Source organism: Sulfuritortus calidifontis (assembly GCF_003967275.1).
GTDB classification, from domain to species: domain Bacteria; phylum Pseudomonadota; class Gammaproteobacteria; order Burkholderiales; family Thiobacillaceae; genus Sulfuritortus; species Sulfuritortus calidifontis.
On sequence record NZ_AP018721.1, the window covers coordinates 215,177 to 236,344 of the forward strand.

Genomic DNA, 21,168 nt, shown 5'->3' on the forward strand with positions numbered 1-21,168 from the left:
GGTCGGCTTACTTGATCAGCGTCTTCGGCTCGCGCGACTCGCCGGCCGCTTCCAGCCGGCGCAGGTATTCCTGCCAGTAGACGTCCTGGTGCTTGCCCAGGTCATACAGGTAATCCCAGGAATAGATGCCGGAGTTGTGGCCGTCGGAGAATTCCAGCACCACGGCATACTGGCCGACCGGCTCGATCCGCTTGATCTCGACGTATTTCTTGCCGACCTGCAGCACCTCCTGGCCCGGGCCGTGGCCGCGCACCTCGGCCGAGGGGGAGAACACGCGCAGGTATTCACAGGGCAGCTCGAAATGGCTGCCATCGTTGAAGGTCAGCTCCAGGATCTTGGATTGCTGATGCAGCTTGATTTCGGTGGGGATTGGGGAAGCGGGACTTAGGCCACCCATGATGCGTACTCCTGATGCTTTGCCAAGGTCGGCTAGTTTGCCAGCGGGGGAGGCCGAGGACAAGACCGAGTTTTTTACTCGGGTATGGCAGATGGCCCGCCCGGCGCGATTCGAACGCACGACCCCTGCCTTCGGAGGGCAGTACTCTATCCAGCTGAGCTACGGGCGGAGGACGCGAAGAATAGCATAGCCGCCTTTCAATTGGCAGGCGGCTCACCGTATAATCGCCGGGTTTTGCATACCGAAATTCAGGAAATAGAGCATGGCTGATCACCACGAAATGACTAAAACCACGCCAAAAGAATTCGCCATGGCCACCCTGGGTGGTCTGTTCGCGCCGGGCTTGGCGATCTTTCTCATTGTGATGCTGGTCGTCAGCATCCAATCGCGCCTGAGCGGCCAGGAGGCCGAGGCCGCCGCCGACAAGGCGGTACGCGAGCGGATCAAGCCCTTCGGCGTTTCCGTCGCCATCGACCCCAATGTCCCCCGTGTCGAGATGACCGGCGAGCAGGTCTACAACGAGGTGTGCACCAACTGCCACGGCTCCGGCGCGCTGGGTTCGCCCAAGTACAAGGATGCCGGCGCCTGGGGCAAGCGCATCGCCCAGGGCTGGCCGGTGCTGCTCGACCACGCCTTGAACGGTTTCAACAAGATGCCGGCGCGCGGCGGCGAGCCTGATCTGTCCGATCTGGAAGTGGCTCGTGCCGTGGCCTTCATGACCAACGCCGCCGGCGGCAAGTTCGAGCCGGTGCTGAAGAAAGAGGTCGAGCCGACCCCGGCCGAACTGGCCCGGGGCAAGGTGGTGTATGCCGAGAACTGCGCCAGCTGCCACGACACCGGCACCACCGGCGCCCAGAAGCTGACCGACGCCAAGGCCTGGGAGCCGCTGCTCAAGCAGGGCAAGGACTACCTCTACACCGCCGCGATCAAGGGCACCTTCGGCGGTCCGGCCAAGGGCGGCAACGACAAGCTGTCCGATGCCGACACCCGTCTGGCGGTCGACTACATGGTCGATCAGGCCCGCGCCAGCGTCGCCAAGGCGGCCAAGCCGGCCGAGAAGAAGGCGGCGGCCAAGTAATCGGCTGGTTCGCCCAAATAAAAAAGCGCGGCTGCGGCCGCGCTTTTTTTATGCCTGTCGCCGGGGCGGCGAGGAGGGAACTCAGAGAATGCGGCCGGTGAACTGCCCCTTCTTGATCTCGACCTTGAACATATTGCTGCACTTCTTGCAGACCACGACCTGGCTGCCGTTGACGGTGCTGACCAGGAAGGAATGACCTTCCCCGCACTTCGGGCATTTCGCGGTGTTGTTGCCTTGGGCCATGGCCCCTCCTTTTTGGGTATTGGCCGGCCAGCTTAGCGCGTTATTTGTTCGCCGCCAACATGGCCTTGAGGTTGGCCAGGCGGTTGCGCCCGGCCTCGCGGGCGGCGGCCGAATCGTCCTCCTGGCCGCTGTGCCGCAGTTCGGCACTGTCGATCTCGTCGAGGAAGCGCGAGGGTTCGCAGACCACCCAGTCGCCGCCCTTCTTGCGCTTGCCGCAGCAGGTGAGGGTGAGGCTCTTCTGGGCACGGGTGATGCCGACGTACATCAGCCGGCGTTCTTCCTCCAGCCGGCTGCCTTCCTGGCATTCGCGGTGGGGCAGGATGTCCTCTTCCACCCCGGCCAGGATGACATGGGGGAACTCCAGGCCCTTGGCCGCGTGCAGGGTGGACAGGCGCACGGCGTCGAGCTCGGCCTCGTCGCGGCCTTCGAGCAGGTTCATCAGGGAAACGGTCTGGGTCAGCTCGATCAGGCTCTTCTCGTCTTCCTCGCCCTTTTTCGACAGCCAGTCGACGAACTCGCTGACATTGCCCCACTTGGCCTTGGCCGCACGCTCGTCCTCGGTGTCGTAGAGCCATTCCTCGTAGCGGATGGCGGCGAGCAGTTCCTGCAGGAGCCGGCCGGCCGGCTCCTTCGGCGCCCGGAAGGCGAGGCGGTTGATGAAGTTGCCGAACTCGATCAAGGGTTCCAGCTGCTTGGCCGCCATCCGGCTTTGCAGCCCGGTCTCGAACGCGGCCTCGAACAGCGAGCAATGGCGCTCGGCCGCATACTGGCCCAGCTTCTCCAGCGTGGTCGGGCCGATGCCGCGCTTCGGGCTGGTGGCGGCGCGGATGAAGGCGGGGTCGTCGTCCTGGTTGGCGATCAGGCGCAGATAGGCGGTGAGGTCCTTGATCTCGGCCCGGTCGAAGAAGGACTGGCCGCCGGACAGGACATAGGGGATCTTGGCCGCGCGCAGGGCCTCCTCGAACAGGCGGGCCTGGTGGTTGCCGCGGTAGAGCACGGCGTAGTCGGCGAAGCGGGTGCGGTGCTCGAACTTGTGGGCGGAGATGCGCATGGCGATGGTCTCCGCCTCGTTCCGGTCGTCCTTGCAGCGCACGACCTGGATCGGGTCGCCGATGCCGAGCTCGCTCCAGAGGTTCTTCTCATGCACCCGTGGGTTGTTGCGGATCACGCTGTTGGCGGCCCTGAGGATGCGTTGGCACGAGCGGTAGTTTTGGGTGAGCGGGATGATCTTGAGCCGGCTGTAGTCTTCGGCCAGGCGCTTGAGGTTTTCGATGTCGGCGCCGCGCCAGGCATAGATCGCCTGGTCGTCGTCGCCCACCGCGGTAAAGCGGCCGAGCGGGCCGGTGAGCAGCTTCATCAGCTCGTACTGGGCGCCGTTGGTGTCCTGGTACTCGTCCACCAGCAGGTGGCGCATGCGGTTCTGCCAGGCCTCGCGCGCCTCGGCATCACAGCGGAACAGCTCCACCGGCAGCCGGATCAGGTCGTCGAAATCCATGGCCTGGTAGGCCCTGAGCGTGTCCTGGTAGGCGCGGTAGGCCACGGCCAGCTGCCGCTCGGTCTCGTCGGCCGCCACCTGCTGGGCCTGGTCGGGGGTGATGAGCGCGTTCTTCCAGTTGGAGATCACGGCCGCCGCTTGGCGCAGCGTGCCCTTGTCCGGCGCCTTGGTGATCTCGGACAGGATGGCCTGGGTGTCGGCCGCGTCGAGCACCGAGAACGAGGGCTTGTAGCCCAGGCGCTTGGCTTCCCGCCGCAGGATGGTCAGGCCCAGGGCGTGGAAGGTGCAGACGGTGAGGCCCTGGCCGGTCTTGCCCTCGAGCAGTTCGCCCACCCGCGCCTTCATCTCGCGCGCGGCCTTGTTGGTGAAGGTGACGGCGGTGATGGCGCGCGGGTCATAGCCGCAGTCGGCGATCAGGAAGGCGATCTTGCGGGTGATCACCCGGGTCTTGCCCGAGCCGGCACCGGCGAGCACCAACAAGGGCCCGTCCAGGTATTTCACCGCTTCGCGCTGCTGGGGATTGAGATTCGAGAGGAGAGACATGCGGCGGCGATTTTACCCCGCCATCCCGGGGCATTAAACTCGAGAAAAAAACAGGAATCGGAATGAGCACTTACGTCATCGGCGACGTGCAAGGCTGCCTGGGCGCCCTGCACGAACTCTTGGGCGCCATCGAATTCAAATCCGGCCGCGACCGCCTCTGGCTGGCCGGCGACCTGGTCAATCGCGGCGAGGACTCCATCGGCACCCTGCGCTGGTGCCTGGCCCACGACGCCGACATCGTCGCCATCCTGGGCAATCACGATCTGCATCTCTTGGCCGTGGCCGAGGGCTTCGTGCCGGCGCACAAGAAGGACACGCTGGACGAGATCCTCGATGCGCCGGACCGGGAGGAGGTATTGGAGTGGCTGCGCTTCCGGCCCATGGTCCATCGCGAGGGCAAGGACCTCATGGTCCACGCCGGGCTGCTGCCGCAATGGACGGCCGACCAGGCGGTGGCCCTGGGTCGCGAACTGGAGGCGGCGTTGCGCGGCCCCGGCTACCGGCCCTTCCTCCAGGCCATGTATGGCAACGAACCGCGCCACTGGGACGATGCACTCCAGGGCCAGGACCGGCTGCGGGTGATCGCCAACGCCATGACCCGGCTGCGCTTCCTGCATCCGGACGGGGGCATGGAGTTCCTGCACAAGTGCGGGCCGGAGGCGGCGCCGCCTGAGTTGACGCCTTGGTACGACGCACCCGATCGGCAGAGCACAGCTGTCCGGGTGTTCTTCGGCCACTGGTCGACCCTGGGCCTGTATGCACGGCCCGACGTGATCGGTCTCGACACCGGCTGCCTCTGGGGCGGCCGGCTCAGCGCATTTCGCCTGGACGACGGGCGGGTGTTTCAGGTGCCGTGCCACGCCCGGCGCGAGCCAAAGCATCACGGATAGCGGATTCCGCGGTTTGCGCCAGTTCGCGCCGGTGGCCGCCGGTCGCCGGGATCGGCGGCAGGAAGGTGACCTCGGCCTGCAGGCCGCCGCTGCGGAGGACGCGCATGACCGATTGAGCCAGGGTGGTGTCGTCGTGATAGGCCGCGGCCAGGGTCGGCTGGCCATTCAGGTCGAGATAACGGATCAGCACCGGCCAGACCTGGGCCTCGGCCGCCAGTGCCGGGTTGAACAGCGAGGCGTAGAAGGGCCTGACCTCGCTGCCGTCCGTGGTGGTGCCCTCCGGGAACAAGGCCAGGCATTCGCCGCTGCGCAGGTGCTCGGCCATCAGCTGGTTGATCCGCGCCGCGTCGCTCTTTTTCGTTCGCTCCAGGAACAGGGTGCCGGTCATTTCGGCCAGCCAGCCGATCAGCGGCCAGTTCTTGATCTCGGCCTTGGAGATGAAGCGGGTGAACAGCAGGCTGTGCAGCACATGGATGTCCAGCCAGGACACATGGTTGGCCACGATCAGCGCGCCCTCGCCGCGCACCGCCGGCGGCCGGCCGTGCATGACCACGCGCACGCCGGCCAGGCCGACCAGGCGCCCGGCCCAGACCGTCACCCGGCGCGCCCTTTCCTCGGCCGAGAGGTGGGGGAAGAGCAACAGGATGGTCAGCGCACCGGTCAGCAGGTGGCCCAACAGGCGCAGCAGTTGATAGGCCGGCCGCATCGCCTAGCGCCCTTCCCGGGCGGTCACTTCAGGAAGTGCCGGGCGTAGCTGCCATTGACGCTCTTCATCGACAACAGGATGGGCAGGTCGGCCGTGTTGAAGTCCGGGTCCCAGGCCGGTTCGCCGCAGATGTAGGCGCCGGCGCGCAGATAGCCCTTGATCAGCGGCGGCACTACCGGGGCGGCCGTGGTCTCCAGCGATTCCAGCGGCAGCGGACAACGCGGGGTGACGCGCCATTCCACGGGCGACAGGTGTTTGTCCTTCAGGGTGTGCCAGATGCCGGCCGCATTGTGGCCGCCGTCGGCCATGCCGATGCTGGCGCAGCCGATCAGATAGTCGTAGCCATGCTGCAGCATGTATTCCGCCAGGCCGGCCCAGAGCAGGGCGATGACGCCGCCGCTGCGGTGGTCGGCATGCACGCAGGAGCGGCCCAGTTCCACCATGCGTCCGCGCAGGTGCTGCAGACGGGTGAGGTCGAATTCCTGCTCGGTGTAATAGCTGCCGATACGCTTGGCCGCCTCGGGGCTCAGGATGCGGTAGGTGCCGACCACCTCGCCGGTGTCGGCATCGCGCACCAGCAGGTGCTGGCAATGGGGGTCGTAGAAATCGATGTCGAGGCCGGGCTCCACGGTGCTCAGCCGGGCGCCCATCTCTTCCGCGAACACCTTGTAACGCAGGCGCTGGGCCTCGCGCACCGCCTCGGGACTGTCGGCCAGGCCGACCTGATAGTGCCGCTTGACCCGGCCGCCAGCCTCCACACGTTCCTGCAGCATTGCCTTGTCCTTTTTCGGGTTGCAATGCGGCAGAAATTAGCGGGGCTGGATGACAGCGGGGTGACGGCGGCATTAAGGATTGGTTAAACGGCCGGCTCTGGCTTCAGTGCGTGACCCGGGTCTGGCCGCCGGATTCCAGCACGCGCACCCGGTCGCCGACATTGAAGCGCTCGCCGGTGTCTTCCTGCACGACGGCCAGGGTGCGCCCGCTGTCCAGGCGCACGGTGATCTCCAGGCCGGGCTTCTTGGTCACGCCTTTCTCCGCGGCGGCGCCGGCAATGCCGCCGGCGACGGCGCCGATCACGGTGGCCAGGGTCTTGCCCTTACCTTCGCCGACCTCGCTGCCGACCACGCCGCCGACCACCGCACCGGTGGCCATGCCGACGCCGGACTGGGTGCCTTCCAGATTGACGCTGCGCACGCTTTCGACCACGCCCATCTTCACCTCGTAGGCGCGGCGGGTTTCACTGCGCTCGTAATCGCCGCCACCCAGGCCGCCGACGCAGCCGGTCAAGGCCAGGGCGAACAGGGGGAGGATCAGGATGCGTTTGTGCATGACGGACTCCTTAAGCTTGTGCTTTCAACATTACAGGGCATAACCATATTCGGCCTTGAACCGCTGGGCAATTTCATCGTAGCCGAAGGCATGGTTCTGGCCACCCTGCCGGGCGATCTTCAGGGCGCCGAGCAGGCCGGCCAGGCGGCCGGTGGTCGGCCAGTCCATGCCCTGCAACAGGCCGAACATCAGGCCGGCCCGGTAGGCGTCGCCGCAGCCGGTGGGATCGATCACCGCGCTCGGCTTGGCCGGCGGGATCGCGTGCACCTGGCCGTCGGCGTGGATCTGCGAACCCTGGGCACCCAGGGTGACGATCAGGGCCTTCACCTGCCGGGCCAGCCCGGTCAGGCTCTCGCCGGTGCGCTCCTGCAAAAGCTGCGCCTCGTAGTCGTTGCAGGTCACGAAATCGGCCTGGCGGATGAACTGCTTGAGCTCCTCGCCGTTGAACATCGGCAGGCCCTGGCCTGGGTCGAAGATGAAAGGGATGCCGGCCTCGTGGAACTGGCGGGCGTGGTCGATCATGCCCTGACGCCCGTCCGGTGCGACGATGCCGAGTGCGATGTCGGCCGCGTCGCCCACGCGGTTTTCATGGGCGAAATTCATCGCGCCCGGATGGAAGGCGGTGATCTGATTGTCGTCCAGGTCGGTGGTGATGAAGGCCTGTGCTGTATAGCTGCCGTGGACATGGCGGATGTGCCGGGTGTCGATGCCATACTGATTCAGGCGCTCGGCGTATGGGCCGAAGTCGTCACCGACGGTGGCCATGATCACCGGCTCGCCGCCGAGCAGCTTCAGGTTGTAGGCGATGTTGCCGGCACAGCCGCCGAATTCGCGGCGCATCTCCGGCACCAGGAAGGAGACGTTCAGGATGTGAATCTTCTCGCTCAGGATGTGGTTCTTGAACTGGTCCTTGAACACCATGATGGTGTCGTAGGCCATGGAGCCGCAAATCAGGGTGCGCATAGGAGTCCTTCGTCGGAGCGGTGGTTTTGTCAGCCCGCTATGGTGGCCTGATGCGCGAGGTCAGGCAACTGCCGGAGCCAATCGAACCGCCACGGGTACGGCTTATCCTGAGAACCTGGAAGAAATTGGATGGTGGTGCAGGCCACCACTGATTTCGAACTCATCTCCCAAACTCCTGCGTAAACCTTCGGGCCAAAGCGAAATGTTTCGGGTTTTTGTCCATTTCACGCCGAACCCGCAGAAGCACGCAGGAGAGGAAGCAAATCACTTCAACCCGTACCACACGCCGCGCCCGCTGCCGTGCTGCTCCAGATGGTTGCGCTCGGTCAGATCGCGGAAATGTTGCTTCAGGGTGTTGCGGCTGGCTCCGGTCAGTTTGATGGCATCCATCATCGTGACGCGCCCGTGCTCTCGGGCGAATTCCACAATCTGCAGTGACAGCTCGGGCAGCGCGGCCAGCACGATCTTTTCGCGCTCGACCTTCTTCTCCAGACGCCGCACCTGCTCGGCCAGCGAGCGCAAGAAGAACACCAGCCATGGCTGCCAGTTGGGAGCCTCCGTGCGGATCGTGCCTTGGGTCTGGCGCAGGGCCAGGTAATAGGCTTCCTTGTTCAGCTCGATCACACTCTCCAGCGAGCTGTAGGGCACATAGGCGTACCCGGCCTGCAGAAGCAGCAGGGTCGTCAGCACCCGGCTCAAGCGCCCGTTGCCATCCTGGAAGGGGTGGATTTCCAGAAACACCACCACGAAGATCGCGATGATCAACAAGGGGTGTAGATGCCCCTTGTCCCGCTCATCATTCACCCACGACACCATTTCGGCCATCAACCGTGGCGTGTCAAACGGCGTGGCGGTCTCGAAGACGATCCCGATCTGTGTTCCGTTTTCATCGAAGGCGGCGACGCTGTTCGAATGGGTCTTGTACTGCCCCCGGTGGCGCGCATCCTTTTCGCTGTGGCGCAGCAGGATCTGGTGCAGTTGCTTGATGTGGTTCTCATTGAACGGGATGTCCTGCCACGAGCTGAACACCAGATCCATCAACTCGGCGTAACCGGCCACCTCCTGCTCGTCGCGGGTTTCGAAGGACTGAATGGCCAGGTTGGAGAGCAGGCGCTCCACCTCTCGGTCGGTCAGCTTGCTGCCCTCGATACGGGTGCTTGATCCGATGCTTTCGATGGTCGCCACCCGCCGCAGCGCTGAAAGACGCTCGGGCGCGAGCGTTCCCAAGGCCCGCCATGCGCCTTTGAATTCGTCGATCCGGGCAATCAGGCTCAGGATCTCGGGGGTGATCTGGAGGGTGTCTGAACGTAGCATGTAACCCATGCTACACCCATTAACACCCATTTTGAAGTTGAGCGGCCTTGGAATGGGTGTTAATGGGTGATTTCTTGGTCTGCTCTGAATCGAACGCGCTACGCGTCGGCCTCGTCAAGGTCGTAGGTGCTGTGAGAGAGAGTATGCCCGATTCTATAGTTCAAAGCCGCGCTCCATGAACAGCCGCAGACAGGCTTCGACCGCCGCCGGATCGTAGAGCCGGCCCTTGTTCCGGCTGCCTTTGCGCGGTGATGTCGCGCAGCACATGCAGGATGGCAATCGAGCGGAAAAACTCGGTACCGTATGGCGATGGCCCTTGGCCACTATACTGCACTGGCCTACCTTGCCAGCGCAAGGACTCGCCAAGGCAACTCGAAGTATTTCAGTTCCGCGCAGGATAGCAGTTGCCAGCTACAACCGACCGCCCCGAAACCCGCATGGTTGCGAGAGGTTGTCTCGCACACGCTCGCGAGGCAACTAGATAAAACCGGAGAACAGAGAGGCCCAGGCCGAAAAACGCCGCTATGGAGGGGGTGCCGCTCGCGAGGCGATTCCGCGAAGGCGCGCCAGGACTGGCACTGCGGGCGGGCGTAAAAAATCCCGAAACGGGTTCGGGCTTTTGAATATGGTGGCCAGGGACGGAATCGAACCGCCGACACGCGGATTTTCAATCCGCTGCTCTACCAACTGAGCTACCTGGCCACGTCAAAGCAACGCTTTACGACGCGGATTTTAGTTCCGGCCGGGCTTACGCCCTTAACTTGCTGCGCAAGTTAGCCTGCATTACAACCTGTCCGCTTGCGGCCAGGTTGCAATCCGCTGCTCTACCAACTGAGCTACCTGGCCGTCTGAAAAAAAGCTTGGCCGGGAGGGAGCCCGGCCGCAGGGATGCGCATTAAAGCCGGAAACGGCGGTTCCGTCAAGCCGAGCAGCCTCCGCTGCGGCCGTATGCCGCCCCGGGTGCGGGCCGGCCGGCAGGGTTGCTACACTTGTTGAACCCCGTTAGGAAAGTGCGCCATGACCGTCATTCGTCAGGAAGACTTCGTGCAGTCGATTGCCGATGCCTTCCAGTTCATCTCCTACTATCACCCGCTGGATTTCGTCGAGGCGGTGAAGGCGGCCTATGAGCGCGAGCAGGCGCCGGCGGCCAAGGACGCCCTGGCCCAGATCCTGGTCAATTCGCGCCTGTGCGCCGAGGGCCATCGGCCGATCTGCCAGGACACCGGCATGGCCGTGGTCTTTTTGCGCATCGGCATGAAGGTGCGCTGGGATACCGACGCCGGCCTCCAGGCCATGGTCGACGAGGGCGTGCGCCGAGCCTACACGAATCCGGACAACCCCCTGCGCGCCTCGGTGCTGGCCGACCCGGCCGGGGCGCGCCGCAACACCCGCGACAACACGCCGGCCGTGGTCCATGTCGAGCTGGTGCCGGGCGACACGGTGGATGTGCGGCTGGCGGCCAAGGGCGGCGGCTCCGAGAACAAGGCGCGCTTTGCGGTGCTCAATCCGAGCGATTCCATCGTCGATTGGGTGCTGAACGAGTTGCCGCAGATGGGTGCCGGCTGGTGCCCGCCGGGCGTGCTCGGCCTCGGCATCGGCGGCTCGCCGGAGAAGGCGATGGTCATGGCCAAGGAGGCGCTGCTGGCACCGATCGACATCCAGGCGCTGAAGGCGCGCGGCCCCGCGAGCCGGATCGAGGAACTGCGCCTGGAACTGTACGACAAGGTGAACGCCCTGGGCATCGGCGCCCAGGGCCTGGGCGGGCTGACCACGGTGCTGGACGTGAAGATCCTCGACTACCCGACCCATGCCGCCTCGCTGCCGGTGGCGTTGATCCCCAACTGCGCGGCGACCCGGCATCTGCATTTCACCCTGGATGGCAGCGGGCCGGCCCGGTTCGAGCCGCCACCGCTTGCGGCCTGGCCGCAGATCGCCTGGTCCGGCCCGGCCGGTGCCCGGCGGGTGAATCTGGATGCCCTGACCCCGGCCGAGATTGCACAGTGGAAAGCGGGCGAGGCCCTGCTGCTGTCGGGCAAGCTGCTCACCGGCCGCGATGCCGCGCACAAGAAGATCGCCGAGCTGGTCGCCCGCGGCGAGCCGCTGCCGGTCGATTTCAAGGGGCGTTTCATTTATTACGTCGGCCCGGTCGATCCTGTGCGCGGCGAGGCGGTGGGTCCGGCCGGGCCGACCACGGCCACGCGCATGGACAAGTTCACCGAGCTGATGCTGGGCCGGCTCGGCATCCTGGGCATGGTCGGCAAGGCCGAGCGCGGACCCGAGGCGGTGGCGGCGATCCGCCGCCATGGCGCGGTCTACTGCATCGCCGTCGGCGGCGCCGCCTATCTGGTGGCCAAGGCGATTCGGGCCGCGCGCGTCGTCGCCTTCCCCGAGCTGGGCATGGAGGCGATCTACGAATTCGAGGTGCAGGACATGCCGGTCACCGTGGCGGTCGACAGCCAGGGGCACTCGGTGCATGAAGAGGGCCCGCGCGAATGGCGCATCAAAATTGAACAGATCGCCAAGGCAGGGCATGCTTAGGGTTCGCAACTCAACGACGCTTCCGCAACCATAGGGAGGGGCCATGGAACTGGTCTGGTGGCATTGGTTCGTGCTGGGGCTGGCGCTGATCGCGCTGGAGATGTTGACCCCCACCTTCTTTCTGCTCTGGTTCGGCCTCGGTGCCCTGCTCACCGGCACCGCGGTCTGGCTCTGGCCCATGGGCCTGGCCGCGCAGGCGCTGCTGTGGTCGGTCACCTCGTTGATCATGATGGGGGTCTGGCTCAAGTTCTTCAAAAACCCGGTCGATACCCGGCCCGGGCTGGCCAAGGAGAGCGTGCTCGGCACCACCGGCCTGGTCACCCGGGCGGTGAGCGAGATGGGCCAGGGCGAGATCCTGTTCCAGCGGCCGGTGCTCGGCGCCGACCGCTGGCCGATCATCGCCGACGGCAGCATCGAGGCCGGCAACAAGGCGCGGGTGGTCGATGTCGTCGGCCAGATTCTCAAAGTCGAAAAGGTATAAGTCATGGGCATGCAAATCGTTTCCGTCGTCCTGATTGCGTTTCTCTTCGTCACCCTCTGGCGCGGCGTGCGCATCGTGCCCCAGGGCGAGGAGTGGGTGGTCGAGCGCCTGGGCAAGTACCTCGGCACCCTGTTGCCCGGCTTGCACGTGCTGGTGCCCTATATCGACCGGGTTGCCTACAAGGTGACGACCAAGGACCTGATCCTGGACATCCCCGAGCAGGAGGTGATCACCCGGGACAATGCGGTGCTGATCACCAACGCCATCGCCTTCGTCAAGGTGACCGATACCCAGAGCGCGGTCTACGGTGTGACCAATTTCCAACTGGCGGTGATGAACCTGGTGCAGACCAGCCTGCGCGCCATCATCGGCGACATGGACTTGGACCAGGCCCTGTCCAGCCGCGATCAGATCAAGGCCCGGTTGAAGGAGTCCATCTCCGACGACGTGGCCGACTGGGGCCTGACCCTGAAATCGGTCGAGATCCAGGACATCAAGCCCTCGCCGACCATGCAGAAGTCGATGGAACTGCAGGCCGCGGCCGAGCGCGAGCGCAAGGCCACGGTGACCCGCGCCGAGGGCGACAAGCAGGCGGCCATTCTGGAAGCCGAGGCCCGGCTGGAATCGGCCAAGCGCGACGCCGAGGCGCAGGTGCGCCTGGCCGCCGCTTCGGCCGAGGCGATCAAGCGCATCGCCGAGTCCATCCCGGAAAAGGAATTGCCGGCCTATTACCTGCTGGGCGAGAAATACATCGTTGCCCTGAAGGAGCTGGCCCAGTCCGGCAGCAGCAAGACCCTGGTCCTGCCGGCCGATCTGCTCAAGAGCCTGGAGGGCATGATGGGTCGACGCGCCTGAGCGCCATGCGGGGCGCGGCTTTGAGTCGATTTGGGTTTGCATTTCCTGAGAAATCGCTTAAAGTTTGGCCTGCAACTGCCGAATAAATTATGTGCCTGGAGCATGCCGGGCTTGGAGTGAGACCCAAGGAATGAGAAAGACGCTTCTCCCTCTGGTTTTGTCATTGTCCATCCTGGCCTGGCCTCTGGCCGAGGTGCAGGCGGCCGAAGGCAAGACCGGCAGCAGCCAGACCAAGGCCAAGAAGACGGCCAAGACCAAGCAAGCAGCCAAGACCAAGCAGCGGGTCAAGGTGAAATACAAGAACAAGAAGCTCGCCCTGAAAAAGCAACCGCGCTACCAGGCGGCGGGCGATGCCGAACTCGACCGGGCGTTAGCCCAGGGCAACTTGGCCTTGCGTTCCCACTCCGCCCTGGTGATCAACCAAGCCACGGGCGAGCCGATCTACACCAAGAATCCCGATGTCGAAACCCCGATCGCCTCGATCACCAAGTTGATGACCGCCGTGATCACCCTCGATGCCGGCCTGCCGCTGGATGAGGAGATCACCATCAATTCCGAAGACCTCGACCGGGTCAAGGGCACCGGTTCCCGCCTGCCGCTGGGCGCCACCCTGACCCGCGGCGAGCTGCTGCATCTGGCCCTCATCGCCTCGGAAAACCGGGCAGCCGCTGCGTTGTCCCGCGCCTACCCGGGCGGTCGCGATGCCTTCGTCGAGGCGATGAACCGCAAGGCACGCAGCCTGGGCATGCAAAACACCCACTATGTCGATGGCACCGGTCTGTCCAGCGCCAACCGCTCCACCGCCTTGGATCTCGCCCGTCTGGTCGATGTGGTCCATCGCAACTATCCCTTGATCCGCGACATCAGCACCACCGGCAGCTATGACGTCGAGGTGCCCGGCCGCAAGCGAGCTCGCCAGTTGGCCTATGTCAATACCAATGCCCTGACCCGCAACAAGGACTGGGACATCGGCATCTCCAAGACCGGCTATATCAGCGAGGCCGGCCACTGCCTGGTGATGCAGACCCAGATCGCCGGTCAGAAGATGGTCATCGTGCTGCTCGATTCCTGGGGCAAGTGGTCGCGCATCGGCGACGCCCAGCGGATCAAGCGCTGGATCGAGAACGGCGGCGCCGAGCGCCTGGCCAGCCGCGCCGGTCGGCCTACTTGAGTCGTTCCCGGCGACCGGGAAACGGGCGGCCTGGTCGCCCGTTTTCGTTTCCTGTCGCGGTTTTCCGGGTGATGCGGCCGATGGCGTGGCCCGGCGTTTCCCGGTATCCTTGCCCCTTTCAATTCAGCAACTTGGCATGACCTCCCCCTCGGTGTTATCGGCACACGGCCTCGAGTGCGCTCGTGGTGACCGCACCCTGTTTACCGGCCTGGGCTTCGAACTGGGGGCGGGCGAGTTGCTGCTGGTCCAGGGCGGCAACGGCCAGGGCAAGACCAGCCTGTTGCGGCTGCTCACCGGCCTGTCCAGCCCGGTGGCGGGCGAGGTGCGCTGGCGCGGTCGGGCCATCGCCCGGGCACGCGAGGACTATCACGGGGCCATGGCTTATCTCGGCCATGCCAACGGCATCAAGGAAGACCTGACCCCGCTCGAGAATCTGCGCTTCAAGGCCGGCCTGGCCGGCCAGAGCCTGGACGAGGCGCTGGCGGAATCGACCCTGCGCCGGCTCGGCCTCGGCCGCTGCCTGGACCTGCCGGCCCGTGTGCTCTCCTTCGGCCAGCGTCGCCGGGTCGCCCTGGCCGGGCTGCTCACCGCCGGCGCCCTGCTCTGGATCCTGGACGAGCCGCTGACCGGCCTCGATGTCCACGGCGTTGCCCTGGTCGAGGGCCTGTTGCGCGAGCACCTGGGCCGCGGCGGTCTGGTGGTGATGACCACCCACCAGCCGCTCACCCTCGACGGCGTCGCCGTGCGCGCCATCCAGGTCGGCCGGCAGGAGGGCGCCTGATGGGCGGTTTCCTGTTCACGGTCATCCGCCGCGACCTGCTGCTGGCAGCCCGCCGGCGCGGCGACTGGCTGACGGCGCAGTTCTTCTTCGTCATGGTGGTCAGCCTGTTCCCGCTCGGCATCGGGCCGGAGCCGGAATTGTTGAAACGCATCGCGCCCGGCGTGGTCTGGGTCGCCGCCACCCTGGCCTCGCTCCTGTCGCTGCCCCGGCTGTTCGCCGAGGACCACCGCGACGGCAGCCTGGAGCAGATGCTGCTCTCGCCCGAACCGGCGGTTCTGTTGACCCTGGGCAAGGCGGCGGCGCATTGGCTGATCTATGGTATTCCGTTGCTGGTGGTGACGCCGGTGCTGGGCATCCAGTTCGCCCTGCCGGTCGAGGCGATCGGCATCCTGGTGCTGTCGCTGGCGCTGGGCACGCCGATCCTGTCGCTGCTCGGCGCGGTCGGCGCCGCGCTCACCCTGGGTCTGCGCGGCGGCGGCGTGCTGTTGACGCTGTTGATCCTGCCGCTCTACGTGCCGGCCCTGATTTTCGGCGCCGGCGCGGTCGATGGCGTGCTGGCGGGAACCGGAGCCGAGGCGAACCTGTCTCTGCTGGGAGCGTTTTTTGTGCTGTCTTTGATCGTCACGCCGTGGGTGTCCGCGGCAGCCCTGAAGGTTTCGATGGAATGAGCATCAACTGGTACAAGTATTCGGCGCCGGCCACCTTCTACGGCCTGGCCGGTCGGCTGGCGCCCTGGTTCGGCTGGGCCGCGGCGATTCTCACGGTCATTGGCCTCTATTTGAGCTTCTTCGTGGCGCCGACCGACTTCCAGCAGGGCGAGGCCTACCGGGTGATCTTCATCCACGTGCCGGCGGCCTGGATGTCCATGTTCATCTATCTCGTCATGGCCGGCTGGGCCGCCATCGGCCTGGCCTTCAATACCCGGCTGTCGTTCATGATGGCCCGCGCCCTGGCGCCGACCGGCGCCATGTTCACCTTCGTCGCGCTTTGGACCGGCGCCCTCTGGGGCAAGCCGATGTGGGGCGCCTGGTGGGTGTGGGACGCCCGGCTGACCTCCGAGCTGATCCTGCTCTTCCTCTATGTCGGCATCATGGCCCTGTGGGCGGCGATCGACGACCCGCGCCGCGGCGACAAGGCCGGCGCCCTGCTCGCCCTGATCGGCGCGATCAACGTGCCCATCATCTATTTCTCGGTGCAATGGTGGAACACCCTGCACCAGGGTTCCTCGATCAAGCCTTCCGGCACCAGCATGGACGAGGTGATGCTCTACGGCATGCTGATCATGGCTATCGCCGCGTGGCTCTACACCATCGCCGTCGTCTTCGTCCGGGTCCGTCGCATCATCCTCGAGCGCGAGCGGCATACCGAGTGGGTCAAGCACGTGCTGGAGGGCGCATGATGGAATGGGGCAGCTGGGAGGCCTTCTGGGCCATGGGCGGCTATGGCCTCTATGTCTGGGGCTCGTTCGCCGTCACCGCCCTGGTCATCGTGATCGAGGTGGTGCAATTGCGTCAGGCCGGACGGCAGACGTTGCAACAACTCAAGCGACTGAATAAATGGGAATCTGAATGAAATCGCGCCACAAGAAACTCCTCGCCATCGGCCTGGCCGTCGCCGGTCTCGGCATCGTCGCCGCCCTGGTGCTCAATGCCTTCCAGTCCAATCTGGTGTTCTTCTTCTCGCCCTCGCAGGTCGCCGCCGGCGAGGCGCCGACCGGCCGCGCCTTCCGCATCGGCGGCCTGGTCGAGCCGGGCAGCCTCAAGCGCGAGGCCGACGGCCTGACCGTGCATTTCGTGGTGACCGACACCGCCAAGACCATCCCGGTGACCTACAAGGGCATCCTGCCCGACCTGTTCAAGGAGGGCAAAGGCACCGTGGCTGAGGGCACGCTGGGTGCCGACGGCGTGTTCGCTGCCACCCAGGTCCTGGCCAAGCATGATGAGAACTACATGCCCCCGGAGGCAGCGCATGCCTTGGAACAGGCCCAGAAAGCACAAGCCACTGTGGTGCAGCAATGAAACCCAGGCATGTAGTTCCGGCGCAGGCTAATGTGAGCGAAGCTCACGTTAAGCCGCGCAGCGGCGGCCGCAGCCAAAATTACATGCCGCCCGAGGCCGCGCATGCCCTGGAGCAGGCACAGAAGGCGCAAGCCACAGTAGTGCAGCAATAGAGAGGACTTCCCCATGATCCCTGAACTCGGCCATTTCGCGCTGATCGTCGCCCTCTTGCTGGCCCTGGCCCAGGGCATCCTGCCCATCGTCGGCGCCCACCGCGGCAATGCCGCTTTCATGGCGGTAGCGCGGCCGGCGGCGCAAGGGCAGTTCGTCTTCGTCGCCATCGCCTTCGGCTGCCTGGCCTATGCCTTTTTGACCCACGACTTCTCGGTCGAGAACGTCGCTCGCAACTCCTATTCCCAGCTGCCGGCGATCTACCGCTTCACCGCCACCTGGGGCTCGCACGAGGGCTCGCTCTTGCTCTGGGCGTTGATCCTCGGCGTCTGGACCACCGCCGTGACGGTGTTCTCCAGGCATCTACCGGAAGACATGGCGGCGCGGGTGATCGGCGTCATGGGCCTGATCAGCAGCGGCTTCCTCGCCTTCCTCCTGACCACCTCCAACCCCTTCCTGCGCCTGGTGCCGGCGGCGGCCGAAGGCAACGACATGAACCCGCTGTTGCAGGACCCGGGCATGGTGCTGCATCCGCCCATGCTCTACATGGGCTATGTCGGCTTCTCGGTCGCCTTCGCCTTCGCCATCGCCGCCCTGCTGTCGGGCAAGCTCGACGCGGCCTGGGCCCGCTGGTCGCGGCCCTGGACCACGGTGGCCTGGACCTTCCTCACCGTCGGCATCGCCCTGGGCAGCTGGTGGGCCTATTACGAGCTGGGCTGGGGCGGCTGGTGGTTCTGGGATCCGACCGAGAACGCCTCGTTCATGCCCTGGCTGGCCGGCACCGCGCTGATCCACTCGCTCGCGGTCACCGAAAAGCGTGGCGCCTTCAAGAGCTGGACCGTGCTGCTCGCCATCGCCGCCTTCTCGCTCTCGCTGCTCGGCACCTTCCTGGTCCGTTCCGGCGTGCTCTCCTCGGTCCACGCCTTCGCCACCGACCCGGCGCGTGGCGTGTTCATCCTCGGCTTCCTCGGCGTGGTGATCGGTGGCTCGCTCCTGCTCTATGCCTGGCGCGCGCCGCGGCTGGCCGCCGGTGGCGGTTTCGCCTGGTTCTCCCGCGAGTCGCTGCTGCTGGCCAACAACGCCCTGCTGATCGCGGCCCTGGGTTCGGTCCTGCTGGGCACGCTCTATCCCCTGTTCATGGACGCCCTGAACATGGGCAAGATCTCGGTCGGCCCGCCCTATTTCAATGCGGTGTTCGTGCCCCTGTTCACCCCGGCCCTGTTCCTGGTCGGTGTCGGTCCCCTGGTCCGCTGGAAGCAGGCCGACCTGCCTGAACTGGCCATCCGCCTGAAGTGGGCCTTCGCCGTCGCCCTGATCACCGCCGCCCTGCTGCCGCTGACCCAGGGGGGTCTCAACTTCATGGCCAGCCTCGGCCTCTTCCTCACTCTGTGGATCGTGTTCACCGTGGCGCTCGGCTTTGTCGGCCGCGTGCAGCACGGCGAAGGCAGCCTGAGCACTCGGCTCAAGGCGCTGCCGCGCAGCTTCTGGGGCATGCAGCTGGCCCATTTCGGCCTCGCCCTGGCGGTCTGCGGCGCCACCGTGGTCTCGCACTATCAGACCGACCGCGACGTGCGCATGAACATCGGCGACTACGTCGAGCTGGCCGGCTATACCTTCACCTTCAAGGGCGCCACCCAGGTGCCCGGCCCCAACTACCAGGCCATGCGCGGCCAGGTCGAGGTCAGCCGCGAGGGCAAGCCGTTGTTCACCTTGCAGCCGGAGAAGCGGGTGTACAACGCCTCCGGCATGCCGATGACCGAGGCCGGCATCGACTATGGCCTGCTGCGCGACGTCTATGTCTCGCTCGGCGAGCCGCTGGCGAACGGCGCCTGGAGCGTGCGGGTCTATCACAAGCCCTTCGTCGACTGGCTCTGGCTCGGCGGCCTGTTCCTCGCCATCGGCGGTGTCCTGGCCGCCTCCGACCGGCGCTACCGCATCGCCTTCAAGAAAGAGACACAGCAGGCCAAGCCGGCAACGGCGGCCGTGGAGGGCCAGCAGGCATGAAACGCTTCATCCCCTTTATCGTCTTCGTCGTCCTGGCCATCTTTTTCTACGTCGGACTGTCCTTGAATCCGCGCGAGGTGCCGTCGCCCTTCATCGGCAAGCCGGCGCCGGCCTTCGCCCAGCCGCAGCTGTTCGAGTCGGACAAGGCCTTCGCCCCGGCGGACATGAAAGGCCAGGTCTGGCTGTTCAACGTCTGGGCCTCCTGGTGCGTGTCCTGCCGCGAGGAGCACCCCTTCCTGGTCGAACTTTCCCAGGCCAAGCGCCTGCCCATCGTCGGCCTCAACTACAAGGACCAGCCGGACGCGGCCAAGGGCTGGCTGGCGCAGCTGGGCAATCCGTACACCCTGTCGGTGGTCGACCCCGAGGGCAAGATCGGCATCGACTACGGCGTCTATGGCGTGCCCGAGACCTACTTGATCGACCGTGCCGGCGTCATCCGCTACAAGCACACCGGGCCGGTGACGCGCGAGGCCTGGCAGGAGAAGTTCGAGCCGCTGTTGAAGGAGCTGGGGGTATGAAGCATCGCTATCTGATCGCCTTGTTGTGCGGCTTTCTGGCGCTGCCGGGCCATGCCGGCGAGGCCCAGCCCAATGCCGAAAACCCCGAGATCGAGCAGCGCATGAACAAGCTGGCCGAGGACCTGCGCTGCCTGGTCTGCCAGAACGAGTCACTGGCCGGCTCCCGCGCCGACCTGGCGGCCGATCTGCGGCGCGAAATCCGCGAGCAGATGCAGGCCGGCAAGAACGACCAGCAGGTGATCGACTACCTGACCAGCCGCTATGGCGACTTCGTGCTCTACAAGCCGCCGTTCAGGGCGGCGACCTTGCTGCTCTGGCTGGGGCCGGCGCTGTTCATCGCCATCGGCGGCATCGTCTGGTTCGTCACCCTGCGCCGCCGGCGCAATCTGCAGGCGCCGCAGATCGACGAAGCGGCCCGCCGGCAGGCGGCCAGGCTCCTGGCAGAAAACGAGGATAAACAATGAACATGCATTGGACCGTGGCCCTGTTCTGGGTGCTCGCCCTGATCGCCGTCGCCGTGGCCGTGTTGCTGGTCATGCGCCCCCTGCTGCGCGGCCGTAATCAGGCCGATGCGACGGAACGGAACCGGATCAACATCGCCGTCTATCGCGACCAGTTGCACGAGCTGGAGGCCGACCACCGCAACGGCCTGTTGAGCGACGAGCAGTACGCCATCGCCAAGGCGGAGTTGGAGGTGCGCTTGGCCGAGGACGCACTGGAGCCGGTCGAGGCGGGTGCCGCCGGCACGGGCCGCAGCCGCCGGCTGGCCTACGGCCTGGGCGCCGCGCTGCCGCTGGCCGCCTTCGGCCTCTATTTCGCCCTGGGCAATCCCCTGGCCATCCAGGTTGCGGCCGAGGGCCCCGAGGGGCCGGCCAGCGTCGAGGCCATGGTCCGCTCGGCCGAGCGCAAACTGGCGGCCAATCCCAAAGACGCCCGTGGCTGGTTCATGCTGGCGCGCACCTACGGCGCGCTCGAGCGCTGGCAGGACGCCAAGGCTGCCTACCTTAAGGCGACCGAACTGGTGCCGAACGAGGCCGCGGTCTGGTCCGGTCTGGCCGAGGCGACGGCCATGCTCCAGGGGCGCAATCTCGAGGGCGAGCCGATGCAGCTGGTGGCCAAGGCGCTCAGGCTCGATGCCAACGACCCCAAGGCCCATGAGCTGGCCGGCATTCAGGCCTTCCAGAAACAGGACTACGCCAAGGCGGTGACGCACTGGCGCGCCCTGCTGGCCCTGGCCCCGCCTGACTCGGGCTACGTCGCCGAGCTGCGCCGGGCCATCCAGGAGGCCCGACACTTGGCTGCGCAGGCCGGCAAGCCGATCGACCTCGGCCCCTCCATCCAGGGCACGGTTGATGTCACCGCCGGGCTCAAGGGCAAGATCAGCAACCAGGCCATCCTGTTCGTCTTCGTCCGCCCGGTCGGCGGTCAGGGCATGCCGCTGGCGGCCTTCCGCATGCCGGTCGGCGAACTGCCGCTGCCGTTCGAGATCGACGACACCATGGCCCTGGCCGGACAGAGCCTCGCCGGCCAGAAGCAGGTCCAGCTGGTGGCCCGCATCGCCAACTCCGGCCAGGCCAATGCCGGCAGGGGCGATCTCGAGGGCCGGCTGGAGCCGGTCAAGGTCGGCAGCCGCAACCTCAAGCTGGTGATCGACCGCGAACTGCCCTGAACCGACGCAACAACAGGGCCGCATC

General features: G+C 65.9%; 23 protein-coding genes and 2 tRNA genes. 15 read left to right on the top strand and 10 right to left on the bottom strand.

Annotated features, from left to right (window positions below; genetic code table 11):
* Window positions 1-7 precede the first annotated feature (7 nt).
* Window positions 8-397: a gamma-butyrobetaine hydroxylase family protein gene (locus EL388_RS01140; protein WP_126458415.1), complete on the bottom strand. Its 390-nt coding sequence runs from the start codon at window positions 395-397 to the stop codon at window positions 8-10.
* 92 nt (window positions 398-489) lie between these two features.
* Window positions 490-566 (bottom strand) — tRNA-Arg (locus tag EL388_RS01145).
* Window positions 567-659: 93 nt separating this feature from the next.
* Between EL388_RS01145 and EL388_RS01150 the strand changes: the two genes are divergently transcribed.
* Entirely contained in the window at window positions 660-1,475 is an 816-nt protein-coding gene (locus EL388_RS01150) for a c-type cytochrome (RefSeq protein WP_126458418.1), read from the top strand.
* A gap of 81 nt (window positions 1,476-1,556) precedes the next feature.
* Here the strand turns inward: EL388_RS01150 and EL388_RS13785 are convergent, their stop codons facing one another.
* Both EL388_RS13785 and EL388_RS01155 read right to left on the bottom strand, forming a co-directional pair.
* Window positions 1,557-1,718 carry a hypothetical protein gene (locus EL388_RS13785; RefSeq protein WP_165919089.1) on the bottom strand — a complete coding sequence of 54 codons (162 nt, stop codon included), beginning with the start codon at window positions 1,716-1,718 and terminating at the stop codon, window positions 1,557-1,559.
* Between the two features lie 40 nt (window positions 1,719-1,758).
* Window positions 1,759-3,756: a UvrD-helicase domain-containing protein gene (locus EL388_RS01155; protein WP_126458421.1), complete on the bottom strand. Its 1,998-nt coding sequence runs from the start codon at window positions 3,754-3,756 to the stop codon at window positions 1,759-1,761.
* Between the two features lie 62 nt (window positions 3,757-3,818).
* Between EL388_RS01155 and EL388_RS01160 the strand changes: the two genes are divergently transcribed.
* A complete protein-coding gene (locus EL388_RS01160; RefSeq protein WP_126458424.1) occupies window positions 3,819-4,646 on the top strand; it encodes a symmetrical bis(5'-nucleosyl)-tetraphosphatase in 828 nt (275 codons plus the stop codon).
* Here EL388_RS01160 and EL388_RS01165 read toward each other — a convergent pair.
* The 6 genes from EL388_RS01165 to EL388_RS01190 form a co-directional block, all read right to left on the bottom strand.
* The gene (locus EL388_RS01165; protein WP_126458427.1) at window positions 4,567-5,352 is read right to left on the bottom strand and encodes a lysophospholipid acyltransferase family protein; all 786 of its coding nucleotides are present in this window, start codon (window positions 5,350-5,352) and stop codon (window positions 4,567-4,569) included. The genes EL388_RS01160 and EL388_RS01165 overlap by 80 nt on opposite strands.
* A gap of 23 nt (window positions 5,353-5,375) precedes the next feature.
* Complete coding sequence (locus EL388_RS01170; RefSeq protein ID WP_126458430.1) at window positions 5,376-6,125, bottom strand: GNAT family N-acetyltransferase; 750 nt, start codon at window positions 6,123-6,125, stop codon at window positions 5,376-5,378.
* A 103-nt stretch (window positions 6,126-6,228) separates the two neighbouring features.
* A complete protein-coding gene (locus tag EL388_RS01175) occupies window positions 6,229-6,681 on the bottom strand; it encodes an outer membrane lipoprotein (RefSeq protein WP_126458433.1) in 453 nt (150 codons plus the stop codon).
* A 30-nt stretch (window positions 6,682-6,711) separates the two neighbouring features.
* The gene (locus EL388_RS01180; protein WP_126458436.1) at window positions 6,712-7,644 is read right to left on the bottom strand and encodes a carbohydrate kinase family protein; all 933 of its coding nucleotides are present in this window, start codon (window positions 7,642-7,644) and stop codon (window positions 6,712-6,714) included.
* Between the two features lie 264 nt (window positions 7,645-7,908).
* Window positions 7,909-8,967: a Fic family protein gene (locus EL388_RS01185; protein WP_232019147.1), complete on the bottom strand. Its 1,059-nt coding sequence runs from the start codon at window positions 8,965-8,967 to the stop codon at window positions 7,909-7,911.
* Between the two features lie 617 nt (window positions 8,968-9,584).
* Window positions 9,585-9,660, bottom strand: a tRNA-Phe gene (locus EL388_RS01190).
* Window positions 9,661-9,975: 315 nt separating this feature from the next.
* Between EL388_RS01190 and EL388_RS01195 the strand changes: the two genes are divergently transcribed.
* The 13 genes from EL388_RS01195 to ccmI all read left to right on the top strand — a co-directional run bounded on the left by EL388_RS01195 (window position 9,976) and on the right by ccmI (window position 21,143).
* Window positions 9,976-11,496, top strand: a complete 1,521-nt coding sequence (locus EL388_RS01195) for a fumarate hydratase (protein ID WP_126458439.1) — start codon at window positions 9,976-9,978, stop codon at window positions 11,494-11,496.
* Between the two features lie 43 nt (window positions 11,497-11,539).
* Window positions 11,540-11,977, top strand: a complete 438-nt coding sequence (locus EL388_RS01200) for an NfeD family protein (protein ID WP_126458442.1) — start codon at window positions 11,540-11,542, stop codon at window positions 11,975-11,977.
* Between the two features lie 9 nt (window positions 11,978-11,986).
* The gene (locus EL388_RS01205; RefSeq protein WP_197721806.1) at window positions 11,987-12,832 is read left to right on the top strand and encodes an SPFH domain-containing protein; all 846 of its coding nucleotides are present in this window, start codon (window positions 11,987-11,989) and stop codon (window positions 12,830-12,832) included.
* Between the two features lie 163 nt (window positions 12,833-12,995).
* Window positions 12,996-14,003, top strand: coding sequence for a D-alanyl-D-alanine endopeptidase (gene pbpG, locus EL388_RS01210; RefSeq protein WP_232019148.1), 1,008 nt, complete (start codon window positions 12,996-12,998; stop codon window positions 14,001-14,003).
* Window positions 14,004-14,139: 136 nt separating this feature from the next.
* On the top strand, window positions 14,140-14,784 hold the full coding sequence (gene ccmA, locus EL388_RS01215; RefSeq protein WP_126458451.1) for a cytochrome c biogenesis heme-transporting ATPase CcmA: 645 nt from the start codon (window positions 14,140-14,142) through the stop codon (window positions 14,782-14,784).
* On the top strand, window positions 14,784-15,452 hold the full coding sequence (ccmB, locus tag EL388_RS01220; RefSeq protein ID WP_126458455.1) for a heme exporter protein CcmB: 669 nt from the start codon (window positions 14,784-14,786) through the stop codon (window positions 15,450-15,452). Before ccmA ends, ccmB begins: the two co-directional genes overlap by 1 nt.
* Window positions 15,449-16,183, top strand: a complete 735-nt coding sequence (gene ccmC, locus EL388_RS01225; protein ID WP_126458458.1) for a heme ABC transporter permease CcmC — start codon at window positions 15,449-15,451, stop codon at window positions 16,181-16,183. The genes ccmB and ccmC overlap by 4 nt, the downstream gene beginning before the upstream one ends.
* The gene (gene ccmD, locus EL388_RS01230; protein WP_232019149.1) at window positions 16,180-16,356 is read left to right on the top strand and encodes a heme exporter protein CcmD; all 177 of its coding nucleotides are present in this window, start codon (window positions 16,180-16,182) and stop codon (window positions 16,354-16,356) included. Before ccmC ends, ccmD begins: the two co-directional genes overlap by 4 nt.
* Window positions 16,353-16,802: a cytochrome c maturation protein CcmE gene (gene ccmE / locus EL388_RS01235; protein WP_126458460.1), complete on the top strand. Its 450-nt coding sequence runs from the start codon at window positions 16,353-16,355 to the stop codon at window positions 16,800-16,802. The genes ccmD and ccmE overlap by 4 nt, the downstream gene beginning before the upstream one ends.
* Window positions 16,803-16,967: 165 nt before the next feature.
* Window positions 16,968-18,956: a heme lyase CcmF/NrfE family subunit gene (locus EL388_RS01245; protein ID WP_126458463.1), complete on the top strand. Its 1,989-nt coding sequence runs from the start codon at window positions 16,968-16,970 to the stop codon at window positions 18,954-18,956.
* Window positions 18,953-19,474 carry a DsbE family thiol:disulfide interchange protein gene (locus EL388_RS01250; protein ID WP_126458467.1) on the top strand — a complete coding sequence of 174 codons (522 nt, stop codon included), beginning with the start codon at window positions 18,953-18,955 and terminating at the stop codon, window positions 19,472-19,474. Before EL388_RS01245 ends, EL388_RS01250 begins: the two co-directional genes overlap by 4 nt.
* Complete coding sequence (locus EL388_RS01255) at window positions 19,471-19,938, top strand: cytochrome c-type biogenesis protein (RefSeq protein WP_126458470.1); 468 nt, start codon at window positions 19,471-19,473, stop codon at window positions 19,936-19,938. Before EL388_RS01250 ends, EL388_RS01255 begins: the two co-directional genes overlap by 4 nt.
* Window positions 19,935-21,143, top strand: a complete 1,209-nt coding sequence (gene ccmI, locus EL388_RS01260) for a c-type cytochrome biogenesis protein CcmI (protein ID WP_126458477.1) — start codon at window positions 19,935-19,937, stop codon at window positions 21,141-21,143. Before EL388_RS01255 ends, ccmI begins: the two co-directional genes overlap by 4 nt.
* The last annotated feature ends 25 nt before the right edge of the window (window positions 21,144-21,168 follow it).

Coding starts and splice junctions, on each gene's coding strand:
- ccmI (WP_126458477.1), top strand. CDS start 19,935: ATGAACATGCATTGGACCGTGGCCCTGTTCTGGGTGCTCGCCCTGATC.
- EL388_RS01245 (WP_126458463.1), top strand. CDS start 16,968: ATGATCCCTGAACTCGGCCATTTCGCGCTGATCGTCGCCCTCTTGCTG.
- EL388_RS01180 (WP_126458436.1), bottom strand. CDS start 7,644: ATGCGCACCCTGATTTGCGGCTCCATGGCCTACGACACCATCATGGTG.
- EL388_RS01140 (WP_126458415.1), bottom strand. CDS start 397: ATGGGTGGCCTAAGTCCCGCTTCCCCAATCCCCACCGAAATCAAGCTG.
- EL388_RS13785 (WP_165919089.1), bottom strand. CDS start 1,718: ATGGCCCAAGGCAACAACACCGCGAAATGCCCGAAGTGCGGGGAAGGT.
- EL388_RS01200 (WP_126458442.1), top strand. CDS start 11,540: ATGGAACTGGTCTGGTGGCATTGGTTCGTGCTGGGGCTGGCGCTGATC.
- EL388_RS01150 (WP_126458418.1), top strand. CDS start 660: ATGGCTGATCACCACGAAATGACTAAAACCACGCCAAAAGAATTCGCC.
- EL388_RS01165 (WP_126458427.1), bottom strand. CDS start 5,352: ATGCGGCCGGCCTATCAACTGCTGCGCCTGTTGGGCCACCTGCTGACC.
- ccmE (WP_126458460.1), top strand. CDS start 16,353: ATGAAATCGCGCCACAAGAAACTCCTCGCCATCGGCCTGGCCGTCGCC.
- EL388_RS01255 (WP_126458470.1), top strand. CDS start 19,471: ATGAAGCATCGCTATCTGATCGCCTTGTTGTGCGGCTTTCTGGCGCTG.
- EL388_RS01250 (WP_126458467.1), top strand. CDS start 18,953: ATGAAACGCTTCATCCCCTTTATCGTCTTCGTCGTCCTGGCCATCTTT.
- EL388_RS01170 (WP_126458430.1), bottom strand. CDS start 6,125: ATGCTGCAGGAACGTGTGGAGGCTGGCGGCCGGGTCAAGCGGCACTAT.
- ccmD (WP_232019149.1), top strand. CDS start 16,180: ATGATGGAATGGGGCAGCTGGGAGGCCTTCTGGGCCATGGGCGGCTAT.
- EL388_RS01175 (WP_126458433.1), bottom strand. CDS start 6,681: ATGCACAAACGCATCCTGATCCTCCCCCTGTTCGCCCTGGCCTTGACC.
- EL388_RS01185 (WP_232019147.1), bottom strand. CDS start 8,967: ATGGGTTACATGCTACGTTCAGACACCCTCCAGATCACCCCCGAGATC.
- EL388_RS01205 (WP_197721806.1), top strand. CDS start 11,987: ATGCAAATCGTTTCCGTCGTCCTGATTGCGTTTCTCTTCGTCACCCTC.
- ccmA (WP_126458451.1), top strand. CDS start 14,140: ATGACCTCCCCCTCGGTGTTATCGGCACACGGCCTCGAGTGCGCTCGT.
- ccmC (WP_126458458.1), top strand. CDS start 15,449: ATGAGCATCAACTGGTACAAGTATTCGGCGCCGGCCACCTTCTACGGC.
- EL388_RS01195 (WP_126458439.1), top strand. CDS start 9,976: ATGACCGTCATTCGTCAGGAAGACTTCGTGCAGTCGATTGCCGATGCC.
- EL388_RS01155 (WP_126458421.1), bottom strand. CDS start 3,756: ATGTCTCTCCTCTCGAATCTCAATCCCCAGCAGCGCGAAGCGGTGAAA.
- ccmB (WP_126458455.1), top strand. CDS start 14,784: ATGGGCGGTTTCCTGTTCACGGTCATCCGCCGCGACCTGCTGCTGGCA.
- EL388_RS01160 (WP_126458424.1), top strand. CDS start 3,819: ATGAGCACTTACGTCATCGGCGACGTGCAAGGCTGCCTGGGCGCCCTG.